A 21,862-nucleotide genomic window follows, 5' to 3' on the forward strand; every position below is an offset into this window, starting at 1 on the left:
TCAGATTCAGTTGCGCACCCAGGCTAGCCCCGCACCCCTGGACCGACAAGGCGCAGCGCTCTACGCTCTCCGGACTATCTGACTAACCGTCAGTTCAGAGGGGATCACCGTGGGAGCCGTGAACGACGCGAACACCGGAAACACATCGACGGGCGGCGCGGAGGCGGCCGGAAGCACGGACACCGCACGGAGCGCGGACGCGACACGGAGCGCGGACGCGGCACGGAGCGCGGACGCGGCACGGAGCGCCGCGGACCTCGCGCACGCGCTGGGCGCCTCCCGCACCTTCTGGGAGCTGATCGAACGCCGCGCCGCCCTGACCCCGGACCGCCCCGTGCTCCTCCAGGGCGACCGCGAACTGACCTTCGGCGAGCTGCGGGAGCGCGCCGAGCGGGTCGCCGCAGGGCTGTACGAGCGGGGCGTGCGCCCCGGCAGTGTGGTCGCCTGGCAGCTGCCGACCCGGCTGGAGACGGCCCTGCTGTCCTTCGCGCTGACCCGGCTCGGAGCGGTACAGACCCCGGTCATCCCGTTCTACCGGGACCGCGAGGTCGGGTTCGCGCTGCGCGAGTCACGGGCGGAGTTCTTCGCCGTACCGGGACTCTGGCGCGGCTTCGACCACACGGCGATGGCGCACCGGCTCGCGGCGGAACTGGAACACCCGCCGCTGGTCCTCGACGCGTACGACTCGCTCCCGGACGGCGATCCCTCGCTCCTGCCGCCCCCTCCCGCGCCCTGTGACGGGGAGGCGGTGCGCTGGATCTACTGGACCTCGGGCACCACGTCCGACCCGAAGGGCGTGCTGCACACCGACCGCAGCCTGATCGCGGCCGGATCCTGTCTGGCGCACGCGCTGCGGCTGTCGCCCCAGGACGTGGGCTCGATGGCGTTCCCGTTCGCCCATGTCGCCGGCCCGGACTACACCGTGATGCTGCTGCTGTACGGCTTCCCCGCGGTGATGTTCGAGCAGTTCGCGCTGCCGGACGCGCTGGCGGAGTACCGGCGCCACGGGGTGACCGTGGCGGGCGGTTCGACCGCGTTCTACTCGATGTTCCTGGCCGAACAGCGCAAGGACCCGGACCGGAGGCTGATCCCCACCCTGCGGCTGCTCGCGGGCGGCGGGGCACCGAAGCCGCCGGAGATCCACCACGCGGTCGTCCGCGAGATGGGCGTCCAGCTCACCCACGGCTACGGCATGACCGAGGTCCCGATGATCACCATGGGCGCCCCGGACGACACGGCGGAGAACCTCGCCCTGACGGAGGGCCGCCCGCCCGCCGGCATGGAGATCCGGATCACCGACGAGACCGGCAAGCCGCTCCCGCACGGCACGGAGGGCGAGGTACGGCTGCGCGGCGAGGCCGTGTGCCGGGGCTATCTGAACCCGGACGCGTCGGCCCCGGCGTTCGACGCCGAGGGCTTCCTGATCACCGGCGATGTCGGCCGGCTCCAGGAGAGCGGCCATCTCACCCTGACCGGCCGCCTCAAGGACATCATCATCCGCAAGGGCGAGAACATCTCCGCCAAGGAGATCGAGGACCTGCTCCACCGCCACCCCGGCGTGGCCGACGCGGCGGTGATAGGACTGCCGGACCCGGAACGCGGGGAACGGGTCTGCGCGGTGATCGAACAGCCCCCGGGGGCAGCAGCCCTGACACTGGCGGAGATCGCCGGACACCTGCGCACCGAGGGCCTGTCGGTGCACAAGCTGCCCGAACAGCTGGAACTGGTGGACGCGCTGCCGCGCAACGAGACGCTGCACAAGGTGCTCAAGTACAGACTGCGGGAGCGGTACGCCTGATCCGGCTTACCGCAGCGCTTCCAGTTCGGCCTGGAGGTCCGGGTCGTCCAGGCCCGGCAGGGTGTAGCCCACCGGCTCCTCCCACTCGATCTCGCTGTCGTCGATCGCCACGCGCCACTCGGCGTCGGGCACGGCCCGGCGCAGCTCGGTCATCGAGCCCAGCAGGTGGCGGGTCTGCGGCAGATAGCGGGCGGGATCGTTGGTGAACTTGGTGCTTCCCGAGAGAACCTCGTCGGGATCGTCCTCGCCGGGCTCGTACAGGTAGAGCCCTTCCTCGTCGTCGTACGGATACGTGGCTCCGCGGGCGGTCACGACCTGCTGGACGGCATCGTTCTCGGCCGGGCTCAGGGGTGTGTCACGGCGGGCCGAGTAATAGAGGGAGACGCTCATGGGTGGAGCGTAGAACGCGTCACTGACAACGCCCCGCGGTCCGGGCGCGCGGGGGTGGGGCACGGACGGCGCGACAGCGCGTCCGCACCCCGCCCCCGACCGGAGAACGGGAGAACGGGAGAACCGCGAAGCCGGAGAACCGGTAACCGGTAACCGGGAGCCTCGCGGCGGCGGGGCCGGAAGCCCGGGAAGGCGGTTACGCGTCCGGGGCGATCACCGTGAAGTAGACGGCGAACGCGGTCACCGCGTCGCTCTCGGCGATCCGGCCGTCCCCGTCGGTGTCCAGGCTCCGGGCGGCGACGCCCGCGATCTCCTCGCTGGCGCCGAGCACCCGCAGCACCCGCTCCACGGCCGCCACCGAGGCGGCCCCGTCGTTCTCGCGGTCCGCGACGGCGATGGCCGCGCGCAGGAAGGGGCGGGCGATCTCCGCGAAGCGCTCGGGGTTGTCGCGCAGCCGTTTCACGGCCCCGCCCACGAACTCCTCACGGGTGACGCGCTGGTCCCCGTCCACGTCGGCGATCCCCGCCATGCCCTGCCAGAACGCCTCGGCCCCGGTGTAGAGCGCCTGGCCCTTGTCGCAGCGGGCCGTCGTACCGAACTCGGCGAGCAGACGGGCCGCGGCTGCGTTGAAATCGGCGCGATCGATGTATCCGTTGCCGTCCTGGTCGAAGGCGGCGAACCGGTGCGCGATCTTGCGCTCGTACTCTGCGCTGTCCATGCGGGGAGCGTACGACGCCCGGGGCCATCACGTGTCACGGACGCCCACCGCCCATATGACAACCTGGCGTTAAGTCAGCCCTTGTCCCACCCTGTCAGGCGGACAGCGGCTGGGCTTCCTCGTCCACCGCCGACGCCGCGTCGGGGTAGACCGAGAAGAGGCGGCGTACCCCGAGGGCGGCGAGCACCCGGTTGACGTGGGAGCCGTCCTCCGCGCCCCGGGCCGGGAGGATCAGCCGCAGACGGCCGCCGCAGGACTTCATCAGACGGCGCGAGGCGATCAGCACGCCGACCCCGCTGGAGTCGCAGAAGAAGACGTCCGACAGATCGAGCACCACGTCGTGCCGGCCCTCGGCGACCGCCTCGTGGACGGACTGACGCACGACGGGTGAGGACACGAGGTCGAGTTCACCCCGGATCTCCAGCACGGTCCATGAGCCCTGCTCGGTCTCGTCCACCTTCAGTGTCACGCGACTGGACCTCTCGTTCCGGGGGCTCCCGACGATCCGGAAGATTCCGTTCCTTCTCGCGGCTGCCCCACCGCACATCCATGAAACACCGACCCGCTCACCCGTGCACAGAGGGTTTCCTGCGGAAATGATCACTTCAGCACGTTCCTCCTGCTCAGGAACGCCCAAGGGTGAGGCATTCCCTACCATCTCCGGCCCTTCTGCGGGCAGAGTTGACGCAAAGAGGCGTGATCGGCGACCGTGCCGACTAGATTCGGGGTGACGAGCGGCACAGGGCAGGGCAGGGCAGAGCGGGACGGAACAGGCCGGACACGGCAGGACACAGGGGCAGGGCTGGGGCTGGGGATTTCATGGCGAAGGACACACCTCCCCGCTGGGACCGCAGGATGCAGCAACGGCTGGCCCGCGGCGAGGCGGCGGCACTCGGCGAGCTCTACGACCGGTTCGCCTCCCTGGTGCACAGCCAGGCCCACCGGATGCTCGACGACGAGGACGCCGCCGACCTGGTCACCCGCGAGGTCTTCGGCCAGGTCTGGGAGAACCCCGAGGCGTACGACCCGAAACTGGGTTCGATGCGGTCCTGGGTGACCCGGCTCGCCCACCGCCAGTCCGTGCAGCGGCTGCGCAGGACGGAGGCCTCCTCGTACGAGGAGGAGCACGGGCACGGCGCCGTCCCCGACCCGGCGGAGCTGGAACAGCGCGTGCTCAGGGCCACCGCGGCGGCCCGCGCCGACTACATCGTCGCCTCCATGCCGGCCCCGCTGCGGGCGGCACTGGAGCTGGCGTACATCCAGCGCCGGGACTACCGGCAGACCGCCGCCGACCTCGGGGTCACCGAGGACGAGGCCCGCCGGCGGCTCCGGCTGGGACTCCAGCTGCTGTCCACCGCGAACACCCGGCCCCTGGAGGGGTCCTCGCCGCCCGGGTACGGACGGGCCCTGTGACGGCCGACGGCAACGGCCGCGAACGCCGCGGGCGCGACGACGGGGTCCAGGGCGCACCGCGCATACCGGGACCCCGTGGCGCCGCGGACGACCTCGCCCTCGGCTCCGTACCGCGCCCCGCTCCCCCGCCCCTACGGGACGAGCCCCCGGCCCGGGTACCCGCCCCCTCGACGGAACCGGAGACTCCGATGGCGGCGGCCACGCCGGTCCTCTCCCACCAGGTCCTCAAGGCCCTCCTCGGCGCCTGGGCCCTCTCGGCCTGCTCGCCCGAGGAGACGACGGCCGTCGAGGATCACCTCACCGAGTGCGCCGCCTGCGCGGACGAGGCCCTGCGGCTGCGCGACGCGGTGGGCCTGCTGCACACCGACCGCTCCCTGGACCTCGACCCGGCGCTGCGGTCCCGGGTGATCGACGGCTGCCTGGGGCGCCGTCCCGCCGGAATCCCGGTGCCGGACTGGGTCGCTCCGTACGACGCCGAGACCGCGCGGCTCGATGCCCTGCTCCGGGACATCGGCGACGCGGAATGGCACGCCCCGGTGCGGCTGAGGTGGTTCGAGGACGAGCGGGCGGTCCACCGCAGGACGACGGTCGCCGGGGTGATCGGCCATCTGACGACCGTGGACGGGCTGGTGTCCGCAGCCCTCGGGCTGGGCGACCCGCTCGGCCCCGGCGTGGTGCCGCTCCCGCCCACCGAGCGCACCGAGGCGTACTGGTCGGCCGCGCGCCTGCCACCGACCCGGGCCGTCCGCGAACCCTGGCGCGACCAGAGCCACGAGCTGATCCGTACGGCGTCCTTCGCGGGCCGCGACATCGCGGAGCTCTCCGTCCCGTACGGGGACTTCGCCCTTCCGCTCCAGGATTCGCTGCTGGACCGGGCCTTCGAGTGCTGGGTGCACGGCGGGGACATCGCCGACGCGGTCGACTACCCGTACGGGGATCCCTCCGCCGCCCATCTCCACCGGATGATCGACCTGGCGGCACGGCTGCTCCCGGCCACCCTCGCCGAGCGCCGTCGTGCCGGTCTCGCCGGACCGGCCAGGGATCTGGTCGCCGCCGGAGCACCGGGCCGCTCGCTCCATCTGGAGGTCGAGGGACACGGCGGCGGCAACTGGTACATCGCGCTGGACTCCCCGGCCGCCTTCGGCTCGCCCGACCACTCGGTGGCGCAGGTCGCGCTCGACGGGGTGGAGCTCTGCCGGCTCGTCGCGGGCCATATCTCGCCGGAGGACGCGGCGGCGGGCCAGGAGGGCGACCGCGAGGCGATCAACGACGTGCTGTTCGCGGCGGCCTCGCTCAGCCGCCTGTGAGCGTGTGGCTGCTGGGCCCGTGAGCCTGTGAGCCTGTGGCGAACGCGCGCTTCCTCACTCGAATGAACAAGACGTTAGGCAAGGCGGGCGACGAATACCGCGTCGGCAGGCACAACGAGCGTCCGGCGCGTTTCCAGCTCGCGGCCTGGCCCACGGCCAAGGGCGAGGAGACGGGATCTGCGGGACGAGTCGAGGAGATGGCCGGATGATGGCGGACCCGAACATGGTCTTCTGACGAACCTGCATCGCGCGCACCACCCGCCGTCCATCTATGCCAAAACCGTCCCACCTCAAGCGCCCAATACCGTGGGCGAGTTCGACGGCCCCGGCCTGTAATGCCCAGGTGAAATCCTGATTGCCGACCAAACGAATCCCGCGCTGCCGGTTCAGCTCCGTTCCGCCCAGTAGTCCACCAGCATCTCGGTCGGCCAGGCGGGCTCACGAACCGCGCCGCGCGGCCCCATCATGGTGAAGAACGGTGACACGTCGTAGATCTTTGTGCCGACCACCGCGTCCAGATCGGTCACCCGGAGCCGAAGGCCATCAACTTCCAGCAGACGAGGGAAGCTCTGAGCCAGCTGGTTGGGGCGCCGGTGGTTGCGGTGCGCGAACGTCCCCGTGGCCGGCCACTGCGCGTTCCCCCGCGGGCTCCGTGCGTGGTACTCGACATCGTCAGGTGATGCCTGGTCGAAGTGCCACACCACCACCAGGTGGGAGAACTCCTCCAGGCCCTGCACGGAGTCGATGGGGAAATCTGTCTTGTCGAGCTGGATCACGGACTCGACGCCACCCCAGTAGTCATCGGCCACCTCGGTTCGGCCGGCGACGACTTCCCCGATCGGATTGATGTCCAAGGCCATGGTCCCGTCCTCTCGACTCGGATGTACGGACGCTGGCGATCAATCTACTTGGGCGAGATACGAGGCGGCGCGGGCATCGAGGACTCCTACCGTAGGGATGCCGCGCTTGCGGTAGGGCGACAGTAGGTGTCGCATCTCGACGACCCCCTGCCGGGCGCGGCCCGAGTAGATTCCGTCCTCCATAGCGTCCAGGACGCTGGTCCACGTCGCGCACGCTTCTTCCACACCACCGTGGGCGATCTGCGTCGCGCCCAGATATCCGAGGGTGACCGCGTGCGTGCGCCTGAATTCAGCACCGCGCGTGCGCACTGAACGGCGAAACTCTTTCACGGCTTGCTGGCGGTCACCCAAGTCCCGCAATGTGCAGGCTGTTTCATGAGCGAGAGACGCTTCTCCGAAGAAGAAGGTCCGATCGGGCTCCTTGATCCCGTCATGGGCGTTGGATAGATCATCCTCGGCTCGCAACAAGGCTTTAGCGGCTTGGTCGTTGTGTCGGTTCGCTGCGAGGGCCCGCGCGTGCACGACGCCCAGGAGGGCTCGCTCCCGAGGGGTGGCGGCTGCGTACCGTTCCCCGTGAACCGACGCCTGCGCGAGTTGGAGAGCTTCGCGGCGAAAGCCCATGTCGAGCGCTTGGTGGGCCATGGCCCTCATGATGTGCCCGCTCAGGGGCGCGTCCCCGGACCGGGCTGCCAGTTTCACCGCGATATTGAATCGCTGGAGCGCAACTGCGTGCTCGCTGTTGTCGAAGGCCATCCAGCCCGCGACATAGGCGAGTTCGGCTGAGGCCGAGAACATGGCGCGACGGGTCTCGTCGTCAGTGAAGCGCCCCCGGAGAAAGCTGTGAGCTTCGTGCTTCAGGTATTCGTCGACGGCACGCCGACCATGTCCGCCTCCGCGTCGTTGGTCCATGCGCGAGAATGCCAGGGTCAGCTCCCGCACGGTCTCGACATCCCCATGGCCGACCCGCTTCCGAGCCGCGGTCTCCTCCGCCGGGGGCTCCACCATGGCTGCCCACCATGTAGCGTCCGGCAAGATCAGCGCCGCCGACGAATACACGCCACCTGCCAGCAGTCGACGCCGGTCCGTGTCCACGCCACTCCCCAAGTCGCTCAGCGCGATCAGAGGATCGACGCGCCAGTCCAGCGCTTCCTGCGCCGGCGAGGTGGCGGCTGCGAATCCGACTTCTTGTGGCGTGATCTTACGCTTCAAGCGACGGGACAGCGCCTGGCACAAGATAGCCGGAGCGATCCCTGAAGGCTGGACGCCTCCGACCCACATGCTCACGTGGGAGCGTCCGATCTTGGAGTTCTCCAGTACTTCGCCGTTCAGTGTCTCGACGGCGACGCGGTTGTACGCAGCGGTGGCCTGAGCCCGTGACCAGCAAGCTTCCAAGAGGAGCGAGGCCAGTCGCTCATTTCTCTCGCGCGCCATTCTGCGCCCCCGGACCCGAAAACGATCTTTGACCACGTTGGCCGACCCGCCCTGTCGGGCAGCGCGGGGACGAGCACCTGTTCACCGTAGTGCTCAACTATTGCCTGGCGCAGGAAAGATGCTCCACAGTCACCCCGCTTGAAGCTTCGGTTTCGGTGCCGAGAACTCGCAACGCGATCATGGTCGGTCCTCCCGAGACGGCTCCAGCAGACAAGGCTGCCGATGAGGAAGACGAAGACCCCGCACCGACCAGCCGACCGTTGACGATCTTTGACCACCTTGACCACCCCCAAGCCCTTGACTCCATTCCGGGCGCTGCGGATTAGCGGTTCCCTCTTGTAGGCCAGCTACTCGACAAGCGGGAGCACCCCACATGAACGCCTCCACCGGCACAGAAGACGCCATGGGCGCCGAACGCCTGGCCAGCGTCGGTCTGCCACGGAACCGCGTCCCTCTGGAAAGGCCGCTCGTGATGCCGGAGGGCGTGAGAGTTGAGCGCCCGCCTCACGATCTCTCCCACGGCGTGCCAAGGGGAGGAGCATGATGAGCACTGCAACGTCCGCCGTCGTCGTGACCGCGTGCGAAGTACGGCATGGAATTGGTCCCGGTTTCGCGGTCGCTTTCGCCCCTGACGAGCGGCGAGTGGCGCACATGCGCAAGATCACCGAGGCTCATCTGCGGTTGTGGCGGGTGCCGGAGCCGACTGCCGAGAACGTGATTCTCGCGGTGTCGGAGCTCGTGACCAACGGCATCCAACATGGGCACTGCGCTATGAGGCTGAACGCCCTCTGCCGGGACGGCGTACTGCGATTCGAGGTTACGGACGGCAACCCGAGTCCCGCTCAACTCTCCCAGGCGGACGATGACGACCTTTCCGGCCGCGGGCTCTTCGCCGTCGCTGCGCTCGCCCGCGACTGGGGGGTCAGCGACGACGGCTACACCACCTGGTGCGACTTTCGCCTCTCCTCAGGGAGGCCCTGATGACCGCCCTGGCGTGCGAGAGCGCTGCTCCGATTCTCGTGGCAGCATTCGCGAGCGACATCGCGACAACTAGTCGAGTCGACCTCGGTCTGCGCCGCTTCCTGGCCTCCGATGCGATCACCGTCGAGTTGTACGACGACCTGGAGACCATCCTCGGCGAGGACGCCGCGCGCCTTTCCCCGGAGGAAAGCGCGGTCATCTCGGCCCGGCTGCGGCATGTCACCCCGTCACTCAGAGAAGTGGTCGAGCGCTCGCTGACCCCTTACCCACCGCAGATGGACGACGTCATGGTCCGGAGCGTCGGGTTCCCTGGCCCAGGCGATGCCTACGGCCACCTGGTGCGCTTTGCCACGCGGGGCCCCGTGGGGTGTTCTTCGGCTATTCCCCAACAGTCCCGCCCCTCCCCGTTGGCACGGGCCGGGGCCGCGTGGAAAGGAGGCCTTACGTGTTCATCGACTTCCCGAGCGAACTCGAAGCCGCTCTGATCGACTCTTCGCTTCCGCCATGGCAACTGGACGGGTCGTTCCTGGCGCAGTCCACCATGGAGGAATACCGGACCGCGCTGACGGCCATCCCGCGATTCGAGGAGACCGCCGCGGCCCTGCGCCACGCGTTGACCGGGAAGGGCGGCGGGTACGCCGTACTGCGCCTGGGGAACCTCGTCAAGGTGCTGGGGTCCGGCGTCCGGTTACGGCGGCTGGCGACCGGATTCGCGGCCGAGGTAGCAATCCCCTTCTCACCCTTCCCGCGGTGGCCCCTGTGGAAAGACATCGGCGTCAAGGTCAAAAAGGACCCCGGCAAGTCCAGCGGCATCGGGTACAACGCGTTTCATATGGACCTGGTGAACGCGCGCCTGCCCCCGGATTACACCACGCTCCTGTGCATCCGCTCCGATCCTCTCGGCGGTGGCCCCAGCATTCTCTCGGACGCCCACGCTGCGGTGGCGCGGCTGTCGGAGAACAGCCGCACTCTGCTGGCCGAGTCGGCCTACCACTACGGGACCTTCTTCGACCTGTTCGGCGTGGGCGAGGAATACAAACCGTTCCCGATCCTGGACAGCTCGGAGCTGGACGAAGGGTTCATCCGGTTCACCGCCAAGATGCTGTCGAGGTCGGATCTCGGCCAGGCGCACGCCGACGCGGCCAAGGAACTTGCCGTGGAACTCGTCCGGGGGCAGGTCTCCTTCGCGCTCCAGCCCGGGGACTTCCTCATCGTGAACCAGCGCCGGTTCCTGCACGGCCGGGAAGCGCTCCACGACGGTCAGGAGACCGTGCCGGTCGCCGATCGGCGGCTGCTCCTCCAACTCTTCCTGCGCGCGAGGGCCGACGACGGCCCGCCGCGTAGCCGGCCCAAGGCACACCGGTGACCCGCCGAGTCCCGCCCCCAGGCCCAGCCCCCGAACACGCGGCACGGCCACAGGGTGGGGCCCGGTCGGGCACACCCGGAAAAAGTCGCGCACCCCGCTCCCCAGGCCTGTGCGCACTAGATGCGCGAGTTGCGCAACGACTGCCACACGGCGCCGGCCAGTGCCCGCGTCGCTCGCGGGACCGACAGGTCCTCGTGCTGGCGGTAGAGGGTCCAGTTGTATTTGACCAAAGACATCTTGTTGGAAGACAGCGATCCCGCCTGACCAGCCCGGTACACCGCAAGCGGCTCAGCCAAGCCGCGGGCATCAGCGCCGTCCCGCATAATCGACAGCCACAGCGCGTAGTCCTGGCGCTTGCGCATCTCTGGCATGAGCCTGGTGCCCAGGACGTTACGGTCGTACATGGCGGTGAGGGCGCCGATGTAGTCCCGGCGCAGCATCGCGTGGTAGTCCACATGCTCTCGCGCTTGGATCACCCGCCCGTTAGGCACCCAATCGGTGCTCTCGCCGTCGTAGTCGGCGTCCATCTTGAAGTAGCTGGTGAACGTCAGCGGCGCATCGCCCTCGGCAGCGAAGGCGAGCTGCTTTTCGGTCTTCTCCGGCAGCCACATGTCATCGGAGTCGAGGAACGCCACGTAGTCCCCACGGGCTCGCTCGATCGCGAGATTGCGAGCCCGGCCCGCGCCACCCCGCTCGGGTGCCGACTGCGGCAGCACGCGCTTGTCCTGGGCGGCGAACTCGCGCAGCAGATCCATCGAGCTGTCGGAGGACTGATCATCGGTGACCAGCAGCTCCACGTCGCTGTGCGTCTGTGTGAGCACCGATCGGACGGCCGCGCCGAGGGTGGCCGCCGAGTTGTAGACGGGCATCACGACAGACACCAGAGGCACAGCACATCTCCTTACCAGATCAGGAATGACGGTCCATTCAAGCACCGCAACCGAGGAGGAGCTGACATGCAGATAGTCGTCGCTGGTCAGGGCTACGTAGGGCTTCCGCTGGCCGTACGCGCCGCAGAGGTGGGGCACCGCGTGATCGGCTACGACGTGGACGCTCACCGAATTCAGCAGCTCGCCGCCGGCCACTCCTACGTCGAGGACGTGACCTCCGCGCGGCTGCGCGCCGTGCTGGACTCCAGGGACTACTCGGCGACCACCGACGCTTCCGCGCTGGCCGGTTTCGACATCGCGGTGATCACCGTGCCGACCCCACTGCGGGACGGCGTACCCGACCTGTCCTACATCGAGACCTGCGCCCGGACCCTGGGCGAACACCTTCGTCCCGGCGCGACCGTGGTCCTGGAGTCCACGACCTACCCCGGCTGCACCGAGGAACTGTTGGTGCCGATCCTGGAGAAGGCATCGGGCCTGTGGGCCGGGGACGACTTCCTGGCCGGGTTCAGTCCCGAGCGTATCGCTCCAGGGAACAAGCGCTGGTCGTTCGACGGGACACCGAAGGTGGTGTCCGGGATCGACGCCAAGTCGCTCAACGTGATCAAGGGGTTCTACGACGGGATCTTCCAGACCACGGTCCCTGTGTCCGGGCCCAAGGTCGCCGAGCTGGCGAAGCTGCTGGAGAACACCTTCCGGCTGGTCAACATCTCGCTCATGAACGAGCTGGCGACGCTTGCGGCGCCCCTCGGCGTGAACCTCTGGGAGGCGATCGACGCTGCCGCGACCAAGCCGTTCGGCTTCACACGGTTCACCCCGGGGCCGGGAGTCGGCGGGCACTGCCTGCCCGTCGATCCGCTGTTCCTCTCCTGGAAGGTCGAGCAAGAGCTTGGGACCTCCTTCCGGTTCGTGGACCTCGCCGACGACGTGAACCGGCACATGCCCGACTACGTCGTTCAGCGCGTCGTGGACGGCCTCGACAAGCGCGGCCTGCCGGTCAAGGGATCGCGCATCCTCCTGCTCGGCCTGACTTACAAGTACAACGCCACCGACCTGCGCAACTCCCCTTCAGCGAGAATCGCCGAACTCCTCACCGGCCTCGGCGCCGATGTCCGCGGCGCCGACCCCAACGTCCAGGAGAGCGACACCAGCAAGCTGAACGTGCCCTGGGTCGATGCAAGCCTGCAGGAGGTGGCCGCCACCGATGCCGTGGTGCTCCTCATGGACCACACCCAGTTCGACCTCACCATGATCGAGACGAACGCGTCGTACGTTCTCGACTGCCGCAATCGCCTGTCCGGAACGAACGTCGAAACCCTGTAACTCCCGCACTCCCCTGGCCCGCCGCTGACTTCAACCCCAGGAGTTCTCTTGCGCGACGAATGGGAGCACGCCCACACGGACTACACCAAGCCCGCGCAGCGTCCAGCTCCGGCCTCTCTGGCCGAGAGTGAGGACGACTGGCGTCGCTGCCTGGAAGGTGACACCCCCAATGGCTGGCTGATCCAGCACAGCGCGATGACCGAAGCGCTCGCCAGCGGCCGGCCCATGTACTTGCTGCACACCACCAAGCACATCTCCGCCATCCGCAACAGCGGTGAACTGCACGTCTCCACCGGATGCCTGGTCGGAGCCCTGTACTGCTCCCCGCTCGTCCGCCAGCGCGAGGGATGGCGCCCGCACAACCTCGGCGCGTACCTCATGCAGACGAAGCCGAACACCACGCCCATCATCTTCGAGGTCACCTCGGACGCCCCGATCCCTACCAAGGGCGTGGACTACCTGCACCTCGGCGCCATCCACCTGCGCACGTACTTGCGCTACCAGAGCTTCCTCACCCCGGCCGAGAACGACCATCTCGAACGTGCCCTGACGGCCGGGCTCCGCACCGCGGCTGTGTTCCTCGATACGGCCCTGCGCAACGCCGCCGGCTTCGCCACCAAGGCAACGGAGTTCATCGACCAGTTGGCTGCCGCCGTGCCCGCCGTACCGTTCCTCGGCTATCTGTACTTCGAGGTGCTGTCCGAGTACCTGATGCTCCACTCCGCGACTCCAGAGACCAAGTCCTACGCCCAGGCCGGAGAGCTGAACAACTGGCTGTACAAGAGGCTCGCGTTTGCCGCAGTGGACGGCATGCACGAGTTGTTCGACCTGGCTCGCTTCCAGCCGTGCCACCAGCAGCTCGTCCAGCTCATCGACGGCGTGGAACCGGCTCTCGTCCCAGGGGTCGCCGAGTACGTACGGCGGCGGCTGTCCCACCTGTTCTCCCACACGGCGCTGCACCCGTCCCAGGACGCGGCCACGGTCACCTTTCGGGGCACGGATCTCGGCACGCTCCGGGAAGTCGCGCCGGGGCTGATCGGCCAGATGGTCTTCCGCGAGATCCGGTACATGCCGCGCTACCAGCAGCTCTACCACTGCTTTGAGAAGGCCAAGGCACTGGAGGCGTGGGACTACTGGAACCACGTGGGTATCCCCACGCCCTTCAACGGCATCCTTCCCAAGGGCGAGATCGGGATACACCCCGTCTACCCCCGGTCGGCCATCCGGGCGTGGACGGCCACGCAGGACAGCAAGGGCTTCCTGCATCCCGCCCAGGAGGTCGCCGCCGTCTTCACGCCGCACCTCGCGTCGTGGTGGGCGCCACCTCGTCATCGTGGACAGAAGCCCACCGCCGACTCACGGATCACGGTGGACCGAGGAGCCCCGTCTCCGCTCCCCTCCCACCGGTCATCCATCAAAGGGATCTCCGCATGATTATGAAACCCTTGTCCATCCTTACCGGCATCAACCGCACTTCCGAGCCGTCGTCCGGGAGCCTGATCCTCGTCAACGACCTCTACCGCGCCATGCCCGACACCCATACGATCTACCTCGGCAGGAGACCGGTCAATCAAGAGTGGAAAGCCGCGTTCGATCACCTGATCCCCCTCTCGACGACGAAACGCCCCCAGGGCCCCGGCTTCGACGACTACGTGGACGAGCTAACACAAGAGGTAGGGGCGCTCATTGAGCAGCTCAGGCCGGACGCCATCCACGCCCAGAACGTCGGGTTCGCACTCAGCCTGGCCTTCAGCCGTACCGCCGGCACCATCCCGATCGTCTCGATCGCCCACGGCCCCGAAGTGATGGCGGCCGAACGCAACGCAACGGAACACGCGGTCATGCTCGAAGTCGTCGCCGCCAGCGCCGCGATCGTCACCCCGACCTCCGTCCTCGCCGATCACATCGACCGGCTCACCGGGCGCCGTTTCACCGACCGCATCGCCGTCATCCCGTGGGGCATCCGTCTGGCTGATGCCCAGGTACGCGATCAGCCGTCCATAGGGACCGGGCCCCTGTCTCTGGTGCACGCCGGTCGCCTGGACGACAACAAGTCCACGATCACGGCCGTGGAAGCCCTTGCCCTCACCGATCAGCCCCACTGCCTGACCGTGATCGGCAAAGGGCCCCTGCGCGAGCATCTGGAGCAACGAGCTGTCGAACTCGGCCTGCGGGACCGGGTCCACTTCGAGCGGCACCTGCCCCGTGCTGAGCTGTGGAGCCGCCTGCCGAGCTACGACGCCTTCGTGTTCACCACCAGAGGTCTGGAGGCTTTCGGACTCGCCCTCATCGAGGCCCAAGCTCACGGCCTCCCCGTCGTCTACTCTGCTCTCCCTGGCGTGAAAGCAATCCTCGGGAACGCTGGCACGGCCTTCGCCCCCGGCGACCCGCGCTCGCTGGCCGCGGCACTCGACGAGATGGGCCGGGACTTCCATCTGCGCAAGGCCCTGACCAAGGCGTCTCTCACCAACGCGCGCCGGTACGACATCGTTACCACCGGCTGCCAGCTTCGCGAACTGACGCTCCGCCTTATCTCCTCATGCAGGCACTAGCGGGATCGACCGAGACGCCCGGCGGAGCGAAAGGCGGCGGACTCCACCACAGGAGTCGCCCAACGAACGGCTCGCTCGGTCCATCGTGCGACTGGTGCGCGTGCGCGTCGGCCTGCCCGGCGCAGGGAGAGAGGGGAACCCCATCTCGACCATGTTGGCGACGGAGCTCCTCACTCGACGTCGGCGCCTCCCCTTCGGCTCTTGGCTGCCTGGCCGTCCCTCTCCTGGGCGCGCCGAAGGAGTACGGCCTTCTTCTCCTGCGGCATGTCCGCTTCGGTGAGCACAGCCTCATGTCGCGGGCCGGACGGGACTCCCCGGACCCGGCACCGGACCCGGCCCCCGGGACAGCTCTCAGGCGAAGACCACCGTACGGCGGCCGTTGAGCAGGATCCGCCGCTCCGCGTGCCACTTCACCGCACGCGCCAGCGCCTGGCACTCCACATCGCGGCCGATCGCGACGAGCTGGTCCGGCGTCACGTCATGGCCGACGCGCTCGACCTCCTGCTCGATGATCGGGCCCTCGTCGAGGTCGGCGGTCACATAGTGCGCGGTCGCGCCGATCAGCTTCACCCCGCGCGCATGGGCCTGGTGGTACGGCTTCGCACCCTTGAAGCTCGGCAGGAACGAGTGGTGGATGTTGATGATCCGGCCGCTCAGCTGCTTGCACAGGTCGTCCGAGAGGACCTGCATGTACCGGGCCAGGACGACCAGCTCCACGTCCTCCTCGCGCACCAGCTCCAGCAGCCTCGCCTCGGCGTCCGCCTTGGAGTCCTTGGTCACCGGAAGGTGCCGGAAGGGAATGCCGTACGAGGCGACGAGTTCGGCGAAGTCCGTGTGGTTGGAGACGACGGCCGCGATCTCGACGGGCAGCGCCCCGATCCGGGACCGGAACAGCAGGTCGTTCAGGCAGTGCCCGAACTTGCTGACCATCAGCACGATCCGCATCCGGTCCGCGGACCGGTGGATCTGCCAGTCCATCCGGAAGGAGTCGCCGATGGCCGCGAAACTGGCCCGCAGTTTGTCCACCGTCACCGGGGCGTCCGCCGAGAAGTGGACGCGCATGAAGAAGAGACCCGTGTCGTGGTCGCCGAACTGCTGACTGTCCTCGATGTTGCAGCCGGTCATGAAGAGGTAGCTCGACACGGCGTGCACGATGCCCTGTTTGTCGGGGCACGAAAGGGTGAGGACGTACTGCCCGGATACGGCGTCCGAGGCGGCGGGAGAGGCGGGCTGCGGCGCGGTCATCCCCGTAGGGTGCCACACCCGCCCGGTCTCAGGCGGCCCTGGTCATGATGCGGATGACGTCCAGGGAGCGCGGCGGTATGTCCGGATCCTCGGCATCGTTCACGGCGAGCATCACATGGGCCTCGCGGGCCGCGCGTACGGCCTCCGGCCAGCCATGATGTTCGAGATACGCGGATACGGGGGCGTCCGCGCCGACCTGGTGCATGATGCGCAGCACCCGCAGCGCGGCGACATCGACGGCGGCGGCCTCGGCGGAGTCGCGGAAGATCGTTCCGACGTACTTCTCGGCGGACCAGTTGTCGAGCCAGGTGTCCTCGACCAGGCGGTACACGGCGTCGGTGACGTCCCCGTACCCTTCCCGGCCGGCCAGCCAGCACTCGTGGTGGAAGACGGGATCGGAGAGCATGTGCAGCGCCGAGCGCACGTTGGTGCGCCAGCGCCACCACGGCATGTCATTGAGCGGCATGCCGCCCATGGTGGAGGAGCGACGGCCGCGACGGGAAGTGTTCTCCGAACCTTGCTGCACGGTTGTCGATCGTACGTTCCCTTTTCACGTGTACGTACGGGCCCCTGTAATTCACCTCGATGTCACCGAGCGTTGAACGAAGCACACTGTGGCGTTACCCGGGGGGCGGAAACGTTCAGACCCATGACCGGACGGCGACGCCCCACCTCCCCCCGCCCCTACACGTTCGTCACATGTACGGCGGCGGCCGGGGCGTTCCTGATATCCGGCTGCGGTGTGCTCCCTGGGGCCTCGGGGGGCTCCAGGGGGCCCGTCACCGTGATGACGTGGGCGCCCGACCGTTCGGACGACGTGGCCGCGGTGAACATGTCGGGGATGACGGCGATGGCGAGGACGTACGCCCGCTGGGTCAACGGCCAGGGCGGCATCGGCGGACGCCGGCTGAAGGTGATCATCTGCAACGAGGGCGACACCTCGGTCGGCGCGGAGAAGTGCGCCCGGGAGGCCGTCCGGGAGAAGGTGACCGCGGTCGTCGGCTCGTACAGTCGGCACGGGCGGTCCTTCATGGCTCCGCTGGAGGCCGCCGGCGTTCCGTACATCGGCGGCTACGGGGCCTCCGACGAGGAGTTCACCAGCTATGTCTCCTACCCGGTCAACGGCGGCCAGTCTGCGCTCCTCGCGGGCAACGGCAAGCAGCTGGCGGCCGGCTGCGACCGGGTGTCGCTCGTCCGGCCCGACTCGATCGCCGGCGACGGCATGCCGCCGCTCCTCGACGCCGGCCTCCTGGACGCCGAACGGCCCGAGTCCGTCGACATCCTGGCGCCCGAGGACGCCACCTCGTACGACGACCAGGCGGCCAAGGCGCTGGAGCGGGCCGGTGACGGCTGTGTGACGGCGGTGCTCGGCGACCGTACGGAAACCTTCTTCGACTCCTTCCGGCGGCTCGAACCGGAGACCGGCGGGGCGCGGATCTCCTCCGTGCTCGGCAGCGTCGGTCAGCCGCTCATCGACCGTACGGGCGGCCGGAACAGCCCGTTCGAGGGGGCGTACGTCACCGGCTGGTACCCGGACTCGGGCGACGCGCGCTGGGACACGATGCGCGAGGTGATCCGGGAGCACGCGTTCGGCGACAACCGGGTCGACCCGCAGGACACGGGGGTGCAGACCACCTGGATCGCGTACACGGCGCTGCGGGCGGTCATCGAGTCGCTCGGCGGCTCCGAGGTCACCTCCGGCACGGTGACCACCGCCCTCAACCGCGGCGCGGAGGTCGACACGGGCGGCCTGACCCCGGTCCTGCGCTGGCGCTACAAGGACATGCTCGGCTCGTCCGCGTACCCCCGGATCGTCAACGCCAAGGTGACGTTCCAGGTGGTCCGGGAGGGCCGTCTCGTCGCCCAGAAGAAGGGCTTCGTGGATGTCACGGAGACCCTGACGGCGGCCCCGAACGTCAAGGGCTGAGCCGGCGGGCGGGCCGCCGGTACCGCCGCGGCCCGCTCCCCCGTGCGTCCACCGGCCGCCGGTCATCCGGCCGCCGGTCATCCGGCTGCCGGTCATCCGGCTGCCGGTGAACCACCGCGGCTCAGAGCTGGGTGGGGGCGTGCTTCGTCAGGCCGTACTTCTCGGCGATGCTGTTCCACTGGCCCGACGCCTGGACCTTGGCCTTGCTCGCCACGCTGCTGCGTTCGGTGGCCTTCACCGTCTCGTTGGTCGACCTGGCCTTGCCGCCCTTGCAGACCTTCTTGTTGTTCTTGGCCTGCCCGGCCCACGCGGCGTAGTGGTCGTCGGCCGACGCGGACGCCTCCCACGCCCTGGTCAGTGAGGCGGTGAGCGCGGCGTGGTTCGGCAGCTTGTCCACCGTGAGGCCCTGGAGCCTGGTCACCAGATCACGGCGCTGCTGGGCCGCGCCCTTCAGATCGGTGGCCGCCTGGTCCAGCGCCTGGCACGACTTGATCTTCTCCACGGCGCCGATCACCGTCGAACGGCTGTTGTTGCTGTCGGCCAGCAGCTTGTCCAGCGCCTCCGCCTGCGACTTGGCGGGATCGGCGGCCTGGGTGCTCGGCTCGGCCACCGGTGAACTCCCGGCGGCGACCGGCTGCTTGTCGTCCTTCTTGTCGTCGTCGCCACCGCTCATCAGCGCGCCCGCGCCGAGCCCGATGACAGCGCAGCCGACGACGACCGCGGCGATCAGGGGGATCGCCGCGGACCGCTTGCGCGGCGCGGGGCCGTCCCCCCGCCCCCGGGACGGCTCGTGCGGCCCCGCCGCGCCCGGGAACGCCTGCGGCGCCGGCTGGTAGGGCTGCTGCCCGGCCTGCGGGGGCAACTGCCCGCCCTGCGGCTGCTGGTGCTGCTGGCCCTGGTACTGCTGGTGCTGCGGCGGCTGGTGCTGTCGCGTGGCGTCGACGTGCGGCATCTGCTGCGTGGCGCCCGCGGGCGCCTCGCTGCGGAACAGGTTGTCGAACTCCGCGGGCGGCTGCCGGTCCCCCGGCGCCCCGGGCCGGATCCCGTACGGCGCGCCACCGGGCACCGGCGGTATGTACTGCGTCGCGTCCGAGTCACCCGGCTGCGGCGCGGGACCGGACTGCGGCACCTGCCCCAGATACGCGGTGGACTCCGCGGGACGCTCGGGCGGCAGACCGCCGGCGGAAGGCCCCCCGTGGACGGGTCCGGCGCCGCCGGGGACGGGCGCGATGTACTGCGTGGCGTCCGCGTCCCCGCCCGGTATGCCCGCGCCGGGTATCCCCGTGCCCGGTACGGCCTCCGGCGGCAACGGCTGCGCGTAGGGCTGGGGCCGGCCCTGCGACGGCTGGGGCTGGTACGGGCCCGGCTGCTGCGGGGGCTGCTGCTCCGGGACCTGCTGGTACGGCACCGGCTGCTGGTACTGCGCGGGCCGCAGCTGATGGGGCTGCGGGCCCGCCTGCGGCTGCGGCTGCGGCTGCGGCTGCTGCGGCTGCTGATACGGACCCGGCTGCGCGGGCGGCAACGGCTGCGCCTGCGGGTACCCCTGCTGCGCCTGCTGCCCCGGTGCCTGGGCGTCCGGGTGTGGAGGCTGGGCGGACTGCGGCCCCCAGTGCTGCCCCCATGGCTGCCCGCCCGCGGGCGCGGCCTGCTCGGCCGGGCCGCCCGCGTCACCCCCCGGCGTCCAGGGGGCACCACCCTCCGCGGGCAGCACGACACCTTCGTGCGCGGGCCGTACAGCAGGGAGCTGCCGCTCGTCACCCTGTCCGCTCTGCGTCACCGGGACTCCTACGTGTAAACCTACGGAATCGTCGGCTCACGCTATCGGGTGGTTACCCGCCTCCGCCAAGCGCGTGCTGCCACTCACCGCCCCGCCCCCGCCGGGTAACACTCAACGCTCTTGAGGCGCTGTTCATGGGCGACTTCCCGAATCCCCGGTTCAGGCCGCCGCCCGGGACACCGCTCAGGCCGCCTGGAGCTCCAGCCGCGCGCCGAATTCCCGTACCGCGGCCTCGTCCCCGTACGGCATCAGCCGCTGCTGGAGGTCATCGAGATACTCCGCGCCCCGGCTGGAGCGCACCGTCCCCAGCAGCTCCATCGCGCGCATCCCCGTGTGGCAGGCCCGCTCCACGTCGCGCTGCTGCACCTGGGCCGTGGCCAGCAGCACCAGGCCGATGCCGCGACGCCGGGCCCGCGACTCCGGCAGGGCCGCCAGCGCCTCCTTCGCCCGGCGCGCGGCGGCCTCCGCCTGCCCCAGGTCGCGGTGACAGTGCGCCAGTTCGTCCGCGAGATACCCGGCGTCGAAGTGGGCGATCCAGTCCGGGTCGTCACCGGTGTCCGGATCGGCGTGCTCCAGGGCGGCCAGCGCCCGGCCCGCCACCACCTGGCAGGTGCGGGCGTCACCCAGCAGCGCGTGCCCCCGGGCCTCCGCCGCGTGGAACATCGCCTCCGCCCTCGGCGTCACCCGCCCCCGCGCCCCCTCCTGCGCCGCCCGTGCCAGCTGGGCGATCTCCCGGGGGTTGCCGAGCTGTGCGGCGAGATGGCTCATCGACGCGGCCAGCACATAGCCGCCGTACGCCCGGTCCCCCGCGGCCTGGGCCAGGCGGAGCGCCTGGATGTAGTACCGCTGGGCGAGCCCCGGCTGGCCGGTGTCGACCGCCATGTACCCGCCGAGCTCGGTGAGTCGCGCCACCGCGCCGAACAGCTCCCGGCCGACGGTCTCGCGGTAGGCCCCCGAAAGCAGCCCGGAGACCACGCTGTTGAGGTAGTGGACCAGCACCGGCCGTACGTGCCCGCTGCCGAAGCGGTGGTCGAGGTCGACGAGCGCGGCCGTCATCGCCCGCACCGCCTCCACGTCCGCCATGCCGACGCGGGCCCCGGCGGTCCGGGCGACCTGTGGGTCGGCGCCCGTGATCAGCCAGTCCCGGCTGGGTTCGACCAGCGCGGAGGCGGCCACCGCCGAGCCGGTCAGCAGATCGCGGCGGCCCACGTCGCTGCGCCACAGCTCACACACCTGCTCGATGGCGCCGAGGACGGTCGGCGCGAACTGCAGGCCGACGCCGGAGGCGAGGTTCTTGCCGTTGGCCATGCCGATCTCGTCGATCGTGACCGTACGGCCGAGCTTGCGGCCGAGCGCCTCGGCGATGATTCCCGGGGCCCTGCCGCGTGGTTGCTGGCCGCGCAGCCACCGGGCCACGGATGTCTTGTCGTAGCGGAGATCGAGTCCGCGTTCGGCGCCGACCATGTTGACGCGGCGCGCGAGGCCCGCGTTGGAACACGCGGCCTCCTGGATGAGTGTCTGAAGGCGTTCGTTCGGCTGACGGGCTACGAGTGGCCTGGCTGCCATGTGTCCCCCTGGACGGGCATAGATGGGTAAGCGATAAACGAATTCACTTTGGACAGTTGCGCGTTGATCAAAATCGCGGTGATCGGACGCGCCGTTTGCGATGAGGGGATCATTGCCCTGCGGATACTCAAGAAATGCGCATATTCCGTCGGCATTCGGTACGAGCACGGCGAGTTGCTCAGTCCTGCATGGGGCTACCCACACAGTGACGCACCGCCGCACGCGCGCCCCCACCCATGCATCCATGCGCCCCATTCGCGGTACCGATGCGCCGTGGCCCGCCGCATCACGCCCGTAACCCCAGGTGGCGGCGGGAGT

At 69.5% G+C, this 21,862-nt stretch carries 21 protein-coding genes; 11 read left to right on the top strand and 10 right to left on the bottom strand.

Translation table 11 applies throughout. The features are described from left to right. Window positions 1-268 precede the first annotated feature (268 nt). Window positions 269-1,798, top strand: a complete 1,530-nt coding sequence (locus OHA98_RS36000; RefSeq protein WP_266932564.1) for a class I adenylate-forming enzyme family protein — start codon at window positions 269-271, stop codon at window positions 1,796-1,798. A gap of 6 nt (window positions 1,799-1,804) precedes the next feature. Here OHA98_RS36000 and OHA98_RS36005 read toward each other — a convergent pair whose 3' ends face one another. The 3 genes from OHA98_RS36005 to OHA98_RS36015 all read right to left on the bottom strand — a co-directional run bounded on the left by OHA98_RS36005 (window position 1,805) and on the right by OHA98_RS36015 (window position 3,375). Further along, a complete protein-coding gene (locus OHA98_RS36005; RefSeq protein WP_266931933.1) occupies window positions 1,805-2,188 on the bottom strand; it encodes a hypothetical protein in 384 nt (127 codons plus the stop codon). A gap of 196 nt (window positions 2,189-2,384) precedes the next feature. After that, on the bottom strand, window positions 2,385-2,906 hold the full coding sequence (locus OHA98_RS36010) for an EF-hand domain-containing protein (RefSeq protein WP_266931935.1): 522 nt from the start codon (window positions 2,904-2,906) through the stop codon (window positions 2,385-2,387). Between the two features lie 94 nt (window positions 2,907-3,000). Beyond that, window positions 3,001-3,375: an STAS domain-containing protein gene (locus OHA98_RS36015; protein WP_266931936.1), complete on the bottom strand. Its 375-nt coding sequence runs from the start codon at window positions 3,373-3,375 to the stop codon at window positions 3,001-3,003. 350 nt (window positions 3,376-3,725) lie between these two features. Here OHA98_RS36015 and OHA98_RS36020 point away from each other — a divergent pair, with 350 nt between their 5' ends. The 3 genes from OHA98_RS36020 to OHA98_RS36030 all read left to right on the top strand — a co-directional run bounded on the left by OHA98_RS36020 (window position 3,726) and on the right by OHA98_RS36030 (window position 5,835). Continuing rightward, window positions 3,726-4,319 carry an RNA polymerase sigma factor gene (locus OHA98_RS36020; protein WP_266931937.1) on the top strand — a complete coding sequence of 198 codons (594 nt, stop codon included), beginning with the start codon at window positions 3,726-3,728 and terminating at the stop codon, window positions 4,317-4,319. Continuing rightward, the gene (locus OHA98_RS36025; RefSeq protein WP_266931939.1) at window positions 4,316-5,626 is read left to right on the top strand and encodes a zf-HC2 domain-containing protein; all 1,311 of its coding nucleotides are present in this window, start codon (window positions 4,316-4,318) and stop codon (window positions 5,624-5,626) included. The genes OHA98_RS36020 and OHA98_RS36025 overlap by 4 nt, the downstream gene beginning before the upstream one ends. A gap of 62 nt (window positions 5,627-5,688) precedes the next feature. Further along, a complete protein-coding gene (locus OHA98_RS36030; protein WP_266931941.1) occupies window positions 5,689-5,835 on the top strand; it encodes a hypothetical protein in 147 nt (48 codons plus the stop codon). Between the two features lie 177 nt (window positions 5,836-6,012). Here the strand turns inward: OHA98_RS36030 and OHA98_RS36035 are convergent, their stop codons facing one another. Together OHA98_RS36035 and OHA98_RS36040 are read right to left on the bottom strand one after the other, a co-directional pair. Further along, window positions 6,013-6,486 (bottom strand): TrmO family methyltransferase, encoded by a 474-nt coding sequence (locus OHA98_RS36035; protein ID WP_266931943.1) that lies wholly within the window; start codon window positions 6,484-6,486, stop codon window positions 6,013-6,015. Between the two features lie 39 nt (window positions 6,487-6,525). Continuing rightward, window positions 6,526-7,917 carry a Tat pathway signal protein gene (locus tag OHA98_RS36040; protein WP_266931945.1) on the bottom strand — a complete coding sequence of 464 codons (1,392 nt, stop codon included), beginning with the start codon at window positions 7,915-7,917 and terminating at the stop codon, window positions 6,526-6,528. Window positions 7,918-8,457: 540 nt separating this feature from the next. Between OHA98_RS36040 and OHA98_RS36045 the strand changes: the two genes are divergently transcribed. Genes OHA98_RS36045 through OHA98_RS36055 form a run of 3 tightly spaced genes read left to right on the top strand, consistent with a single transcriptional unit; the run spans window position 8,458 to window position 10,264 of the window. Then, window positions 8,458-8,898: an ATP-binding protein gene (locus OHA98_RS36045; protein ID WP_266931947.1), complete on the top strand. Its 441-nt coding sequence runs from the start codon at window positions 8,458-8,460 to the stop codon at window positions 8,896-8,898. Beyond that, the gene (locus OHA98_RS36050) at window positions 8,898-9,383 is read left to right on the top strand and encodes a hypothetical protein (protein WP_266931948.1); all 486 of its coding nucleotides are present in this window, start codon (window positions 8,898-8,900) and stop codon (window positions 9,381-9,383) included. Before OHA98_RS36045 ends, OHA98_RS36050 begins: the two co-directional genes overlap by 1 nt. Beyond that, a complete protein-coding gene (locus OHA98_RS36055; RefSeq protein WP_266931950.1) occupies window positions 9,344-10,264 on the top strand; it encodes a TauD/TfdA family dioxygenase in 921 nt (306 codons plus the stop codon). Before OHA98_RS36050 ends, OHA98_RS36055 begins: the two co-directional genes overlap by 40 nt. A 116-nt stretch (window positions 10,265-10,380) precedes the next feature. Here the strand turns inward: OHA98_RS36055 and OHA98_RS36060 are convergent, their stop codons facing one another. Next, a complete protein-coding gene (locus OHA98_RS36060; protein ID WP_266931951.1) occupies window positions 10,381-11,154 on the bottom strand; it encodes a glycosyltransferase family 2 protein in 774 nt (257 codons plus the stop codon). Window positions 11,155-11,220: 66 nt separating this feature from the next. Here OHA98_RS36060 and OHA98_RS36065 point away from each other — a divergent pair, with 66 nt between their 5' ends. The 3 genes from OHA98_RS36065 to OHA98_RS36075 are packed head-to-tail and all read left to right on the top strand — an operon-like array spanning window position 11,221 to window position 15,029. Continuing rightward, the gene (locus tag OHA98_RS36065) at window positions 11,221-12,477 is read left to right on the top strand and encodes a nucleotide sugar dehydrogenase (protein WP_266931953.1); all 1,257 of its coding nucleotides are present in this window, start codon (window positions 11,221-11,223) and stop codon (window positions 12,475-12,477) included. A gap of 48 nt (window positions 12,478-12,525) precedes the next feature. Next, window positions 12,526-13,911, top strand: coding sequence for a hypothetical protein (locus tag OHA98_RS36070; RefSeq protein ID WP_266931955.1), 1,386 nt, complete (start codon window positions 12,526-12,528; stop codon window positions 13,909-13,911). 2 nt (window positions 13,912-13,913) lie between these two features. Next, on the top strand, window positions 13,914-15,029 hold the full coding sequence (locus OHA98_RS36075) for a glycosyltransferase family 4 protein (RefSeq protein WP_266932566.1): 1,116 nt from the start codon (window positions 13,914-13,916) through the stop codon (window positions 15,027-15,029). Between the two features lie 351 nt (window positions 15,030-15,380). Here the strand turns inward: OHA98_RS36075 and purU are convergent, their stop codons facing one another. Together purU and OHA98_RS36085 are read right to left on the bottom strand one after the other, a co-directional pair. Beyond that, entirely contained in the window at window positions 15,381-16,274 is an 894-nt protein-coding gene (gene purU / locus OHA98_RS36080) for a formyltetrahydrofolate deformylase (protein ID WP_266931956.1), read from the bottom strand. 28 nt (window positions 16,275-16,302) lie between these two features. After that, window positions 16,303-16,749, bottom strand: a complete 447-nt coding sequence (locus tag OHA98_RS36085; RefSeq protein ID WP_266932568.1) for a hypothetical protein — start codon at window positions 16,747-16,749, stop codon at window positions 16,303-16,305. A 174-nt stretch (window positions 16,750-16,923) separates the two neighbouring features. Here OHA98_RS36085 and OHA98_RS36090 point away from each other — a divergent pair, with 174 nt between their 5' ends. Then, complete coding sequence (locus OHA98_RS36090) at window positions 16,924-18,201, top strand: ABC transporter substrate-binding protein (RefSeq protein ID WP_266931957.1); 1,278 nt, start codon at window positions 16,924-16,926, stop codon at window positions 18,199-18,201. Window positions 18,202-18,322: 121 nt separating this feature from the next. Here the strand turns inward: OHA98_RS36090 and OHA98_RS36095 are convergent, their stop codons facing one another. Together OHA98_RS36095 and OHA98_RS36100 are read right to left on the bottom strand one after the other, a co-directional pair. Next, on the bottom strand, window positions 18,323-19,978 hold the full coding sequence (locus tag OHA98_RS36095; protein ID WP_266931958.1) for a hypothetical protein: 1,656 nt from the start codon (window positions 19,976-19,978) through the stop codon (window positions 18,323-18,325). Window positions 19,979-20,161: 183 nt separating this feature from the next. Beyond that, on the bottom strand, window positions 20,162-21,544 hold the full coding sequence (locus OHA98_RS36100; protein ID WP_266931960.1) for a transcriptional regulator: 1,383 nt from the start codon (window positions 21,542-21,544) through the stop codon (window positions 20,162-20,164). Between the last annotated feature and the right edge of the window lie 318 nt (window positions 21,545-21,862).

Origin of the sequence: Streptomyces sp. NBC_00654, from assembly GCF_026341775.1 — a bacterium.
In the GTDB taxonomy this organism is placed as follows: domain Bacteria; phylum Actinomycetota; class Actinomycetes; order Streptomycetales; family Streptomycetaceae; genus Streptomyces.

Coding starts and splice junctions, on each gene's coding strand:
- OHA98_RS36005 (WP_266931933.1), bottom strand. CDS start 2,188: ATGAGCGTCTCCCTCTATTACTCGGCCCGCCGTGACACACCCCTGAGC.
- OHA98_RS36010 (WP_266931935.1), bottom strand. CDS start 2,906: ATGGACAGCGCAGAGTACGAGCGCAAGATCGCGCACCGGTTCGCCGCC.
- OHA98_RS36020 (WP_266931937.1), top strand. CDS start 3,726: ATGGCGAAGGACACACCTCCCCGCTGGGACCGCAGGATGCAGCAACGG.
- OHA98_RS36030 (WP_266931941.1), top strand. CDS start 5,689: ATGAACAAGACGTTAGGCAAGGCGGGCGACGAATACCGCGTCGGCAGG.
- OHA98_RS36035 (WP_266931943.1), bottom strand. CDS start 6,486: ATGGCCTTGGACATCAATCCGATCGGGGAAGTCGTCGCCGGCCGAACC.
- OHA98_RS36040 (WP_266931945.1), bottom strand. CDS start 7,917: ATGGCGCGCGAGAGAAATGAGCGACTGGCCTCGCTCCTCTTGGAAGCT.
- OHA98_RS36045 (WP_266931947.1), top strand. CDS start 8,458: ATGATGAGCACTGCAACGTCCGCCGTCGTCGTGACCGCGTGCGAAGTA.
- OHA98_RS36050 (WP_266931948.1), top strand. CDS start 8,898: ATGACCGCCCTGGCGTGCGAGAGCGCTGCTCCGATTCTCGTGGCAGCA.
- OHA98_RS36065 (WP_266931953.1), top strand. CDS start 11,221: ATGCAGATAGTCGTCGCTGGTCAGGGCTACGTAGGGCTTCCGCTGGCC.
- OHA98_RS36075 (WP_266932566.1), top strand. CDS start 13,914: ATGAAACCCTTGTCCATCCTTACCGGCATCAACCGCACTTCCGAGCCG.
- purU (WP_266931956.1), bottom strand. CDS start 16,274: ATGACCGCGCCGCAGCCCGCCTCTCCCGCCGCCTCGGACGCCGTATCC.
- OHA98_RS36085 (WP_266932568.1), bottom strand. CDS start 16,749: ATGGGCGGCATGCCGCTCAATGACATGCCGTGGTGGCGCTGGCGCACC.
- OHA98_RS36090 (WP_266931957.1), top strand. CDS start 16,924: ATGACCGGACGGCGACGCCCCACCTCCCCCCGCCCCTACACGTTCGTC.
- OHA98_RS36100 (WP_266931960.1), bottom strand. CDS start 21,544: ATGGCAGCCAGGCCACTCGTAGCCCGTCAGCCGAACGAACGCCTTCAG.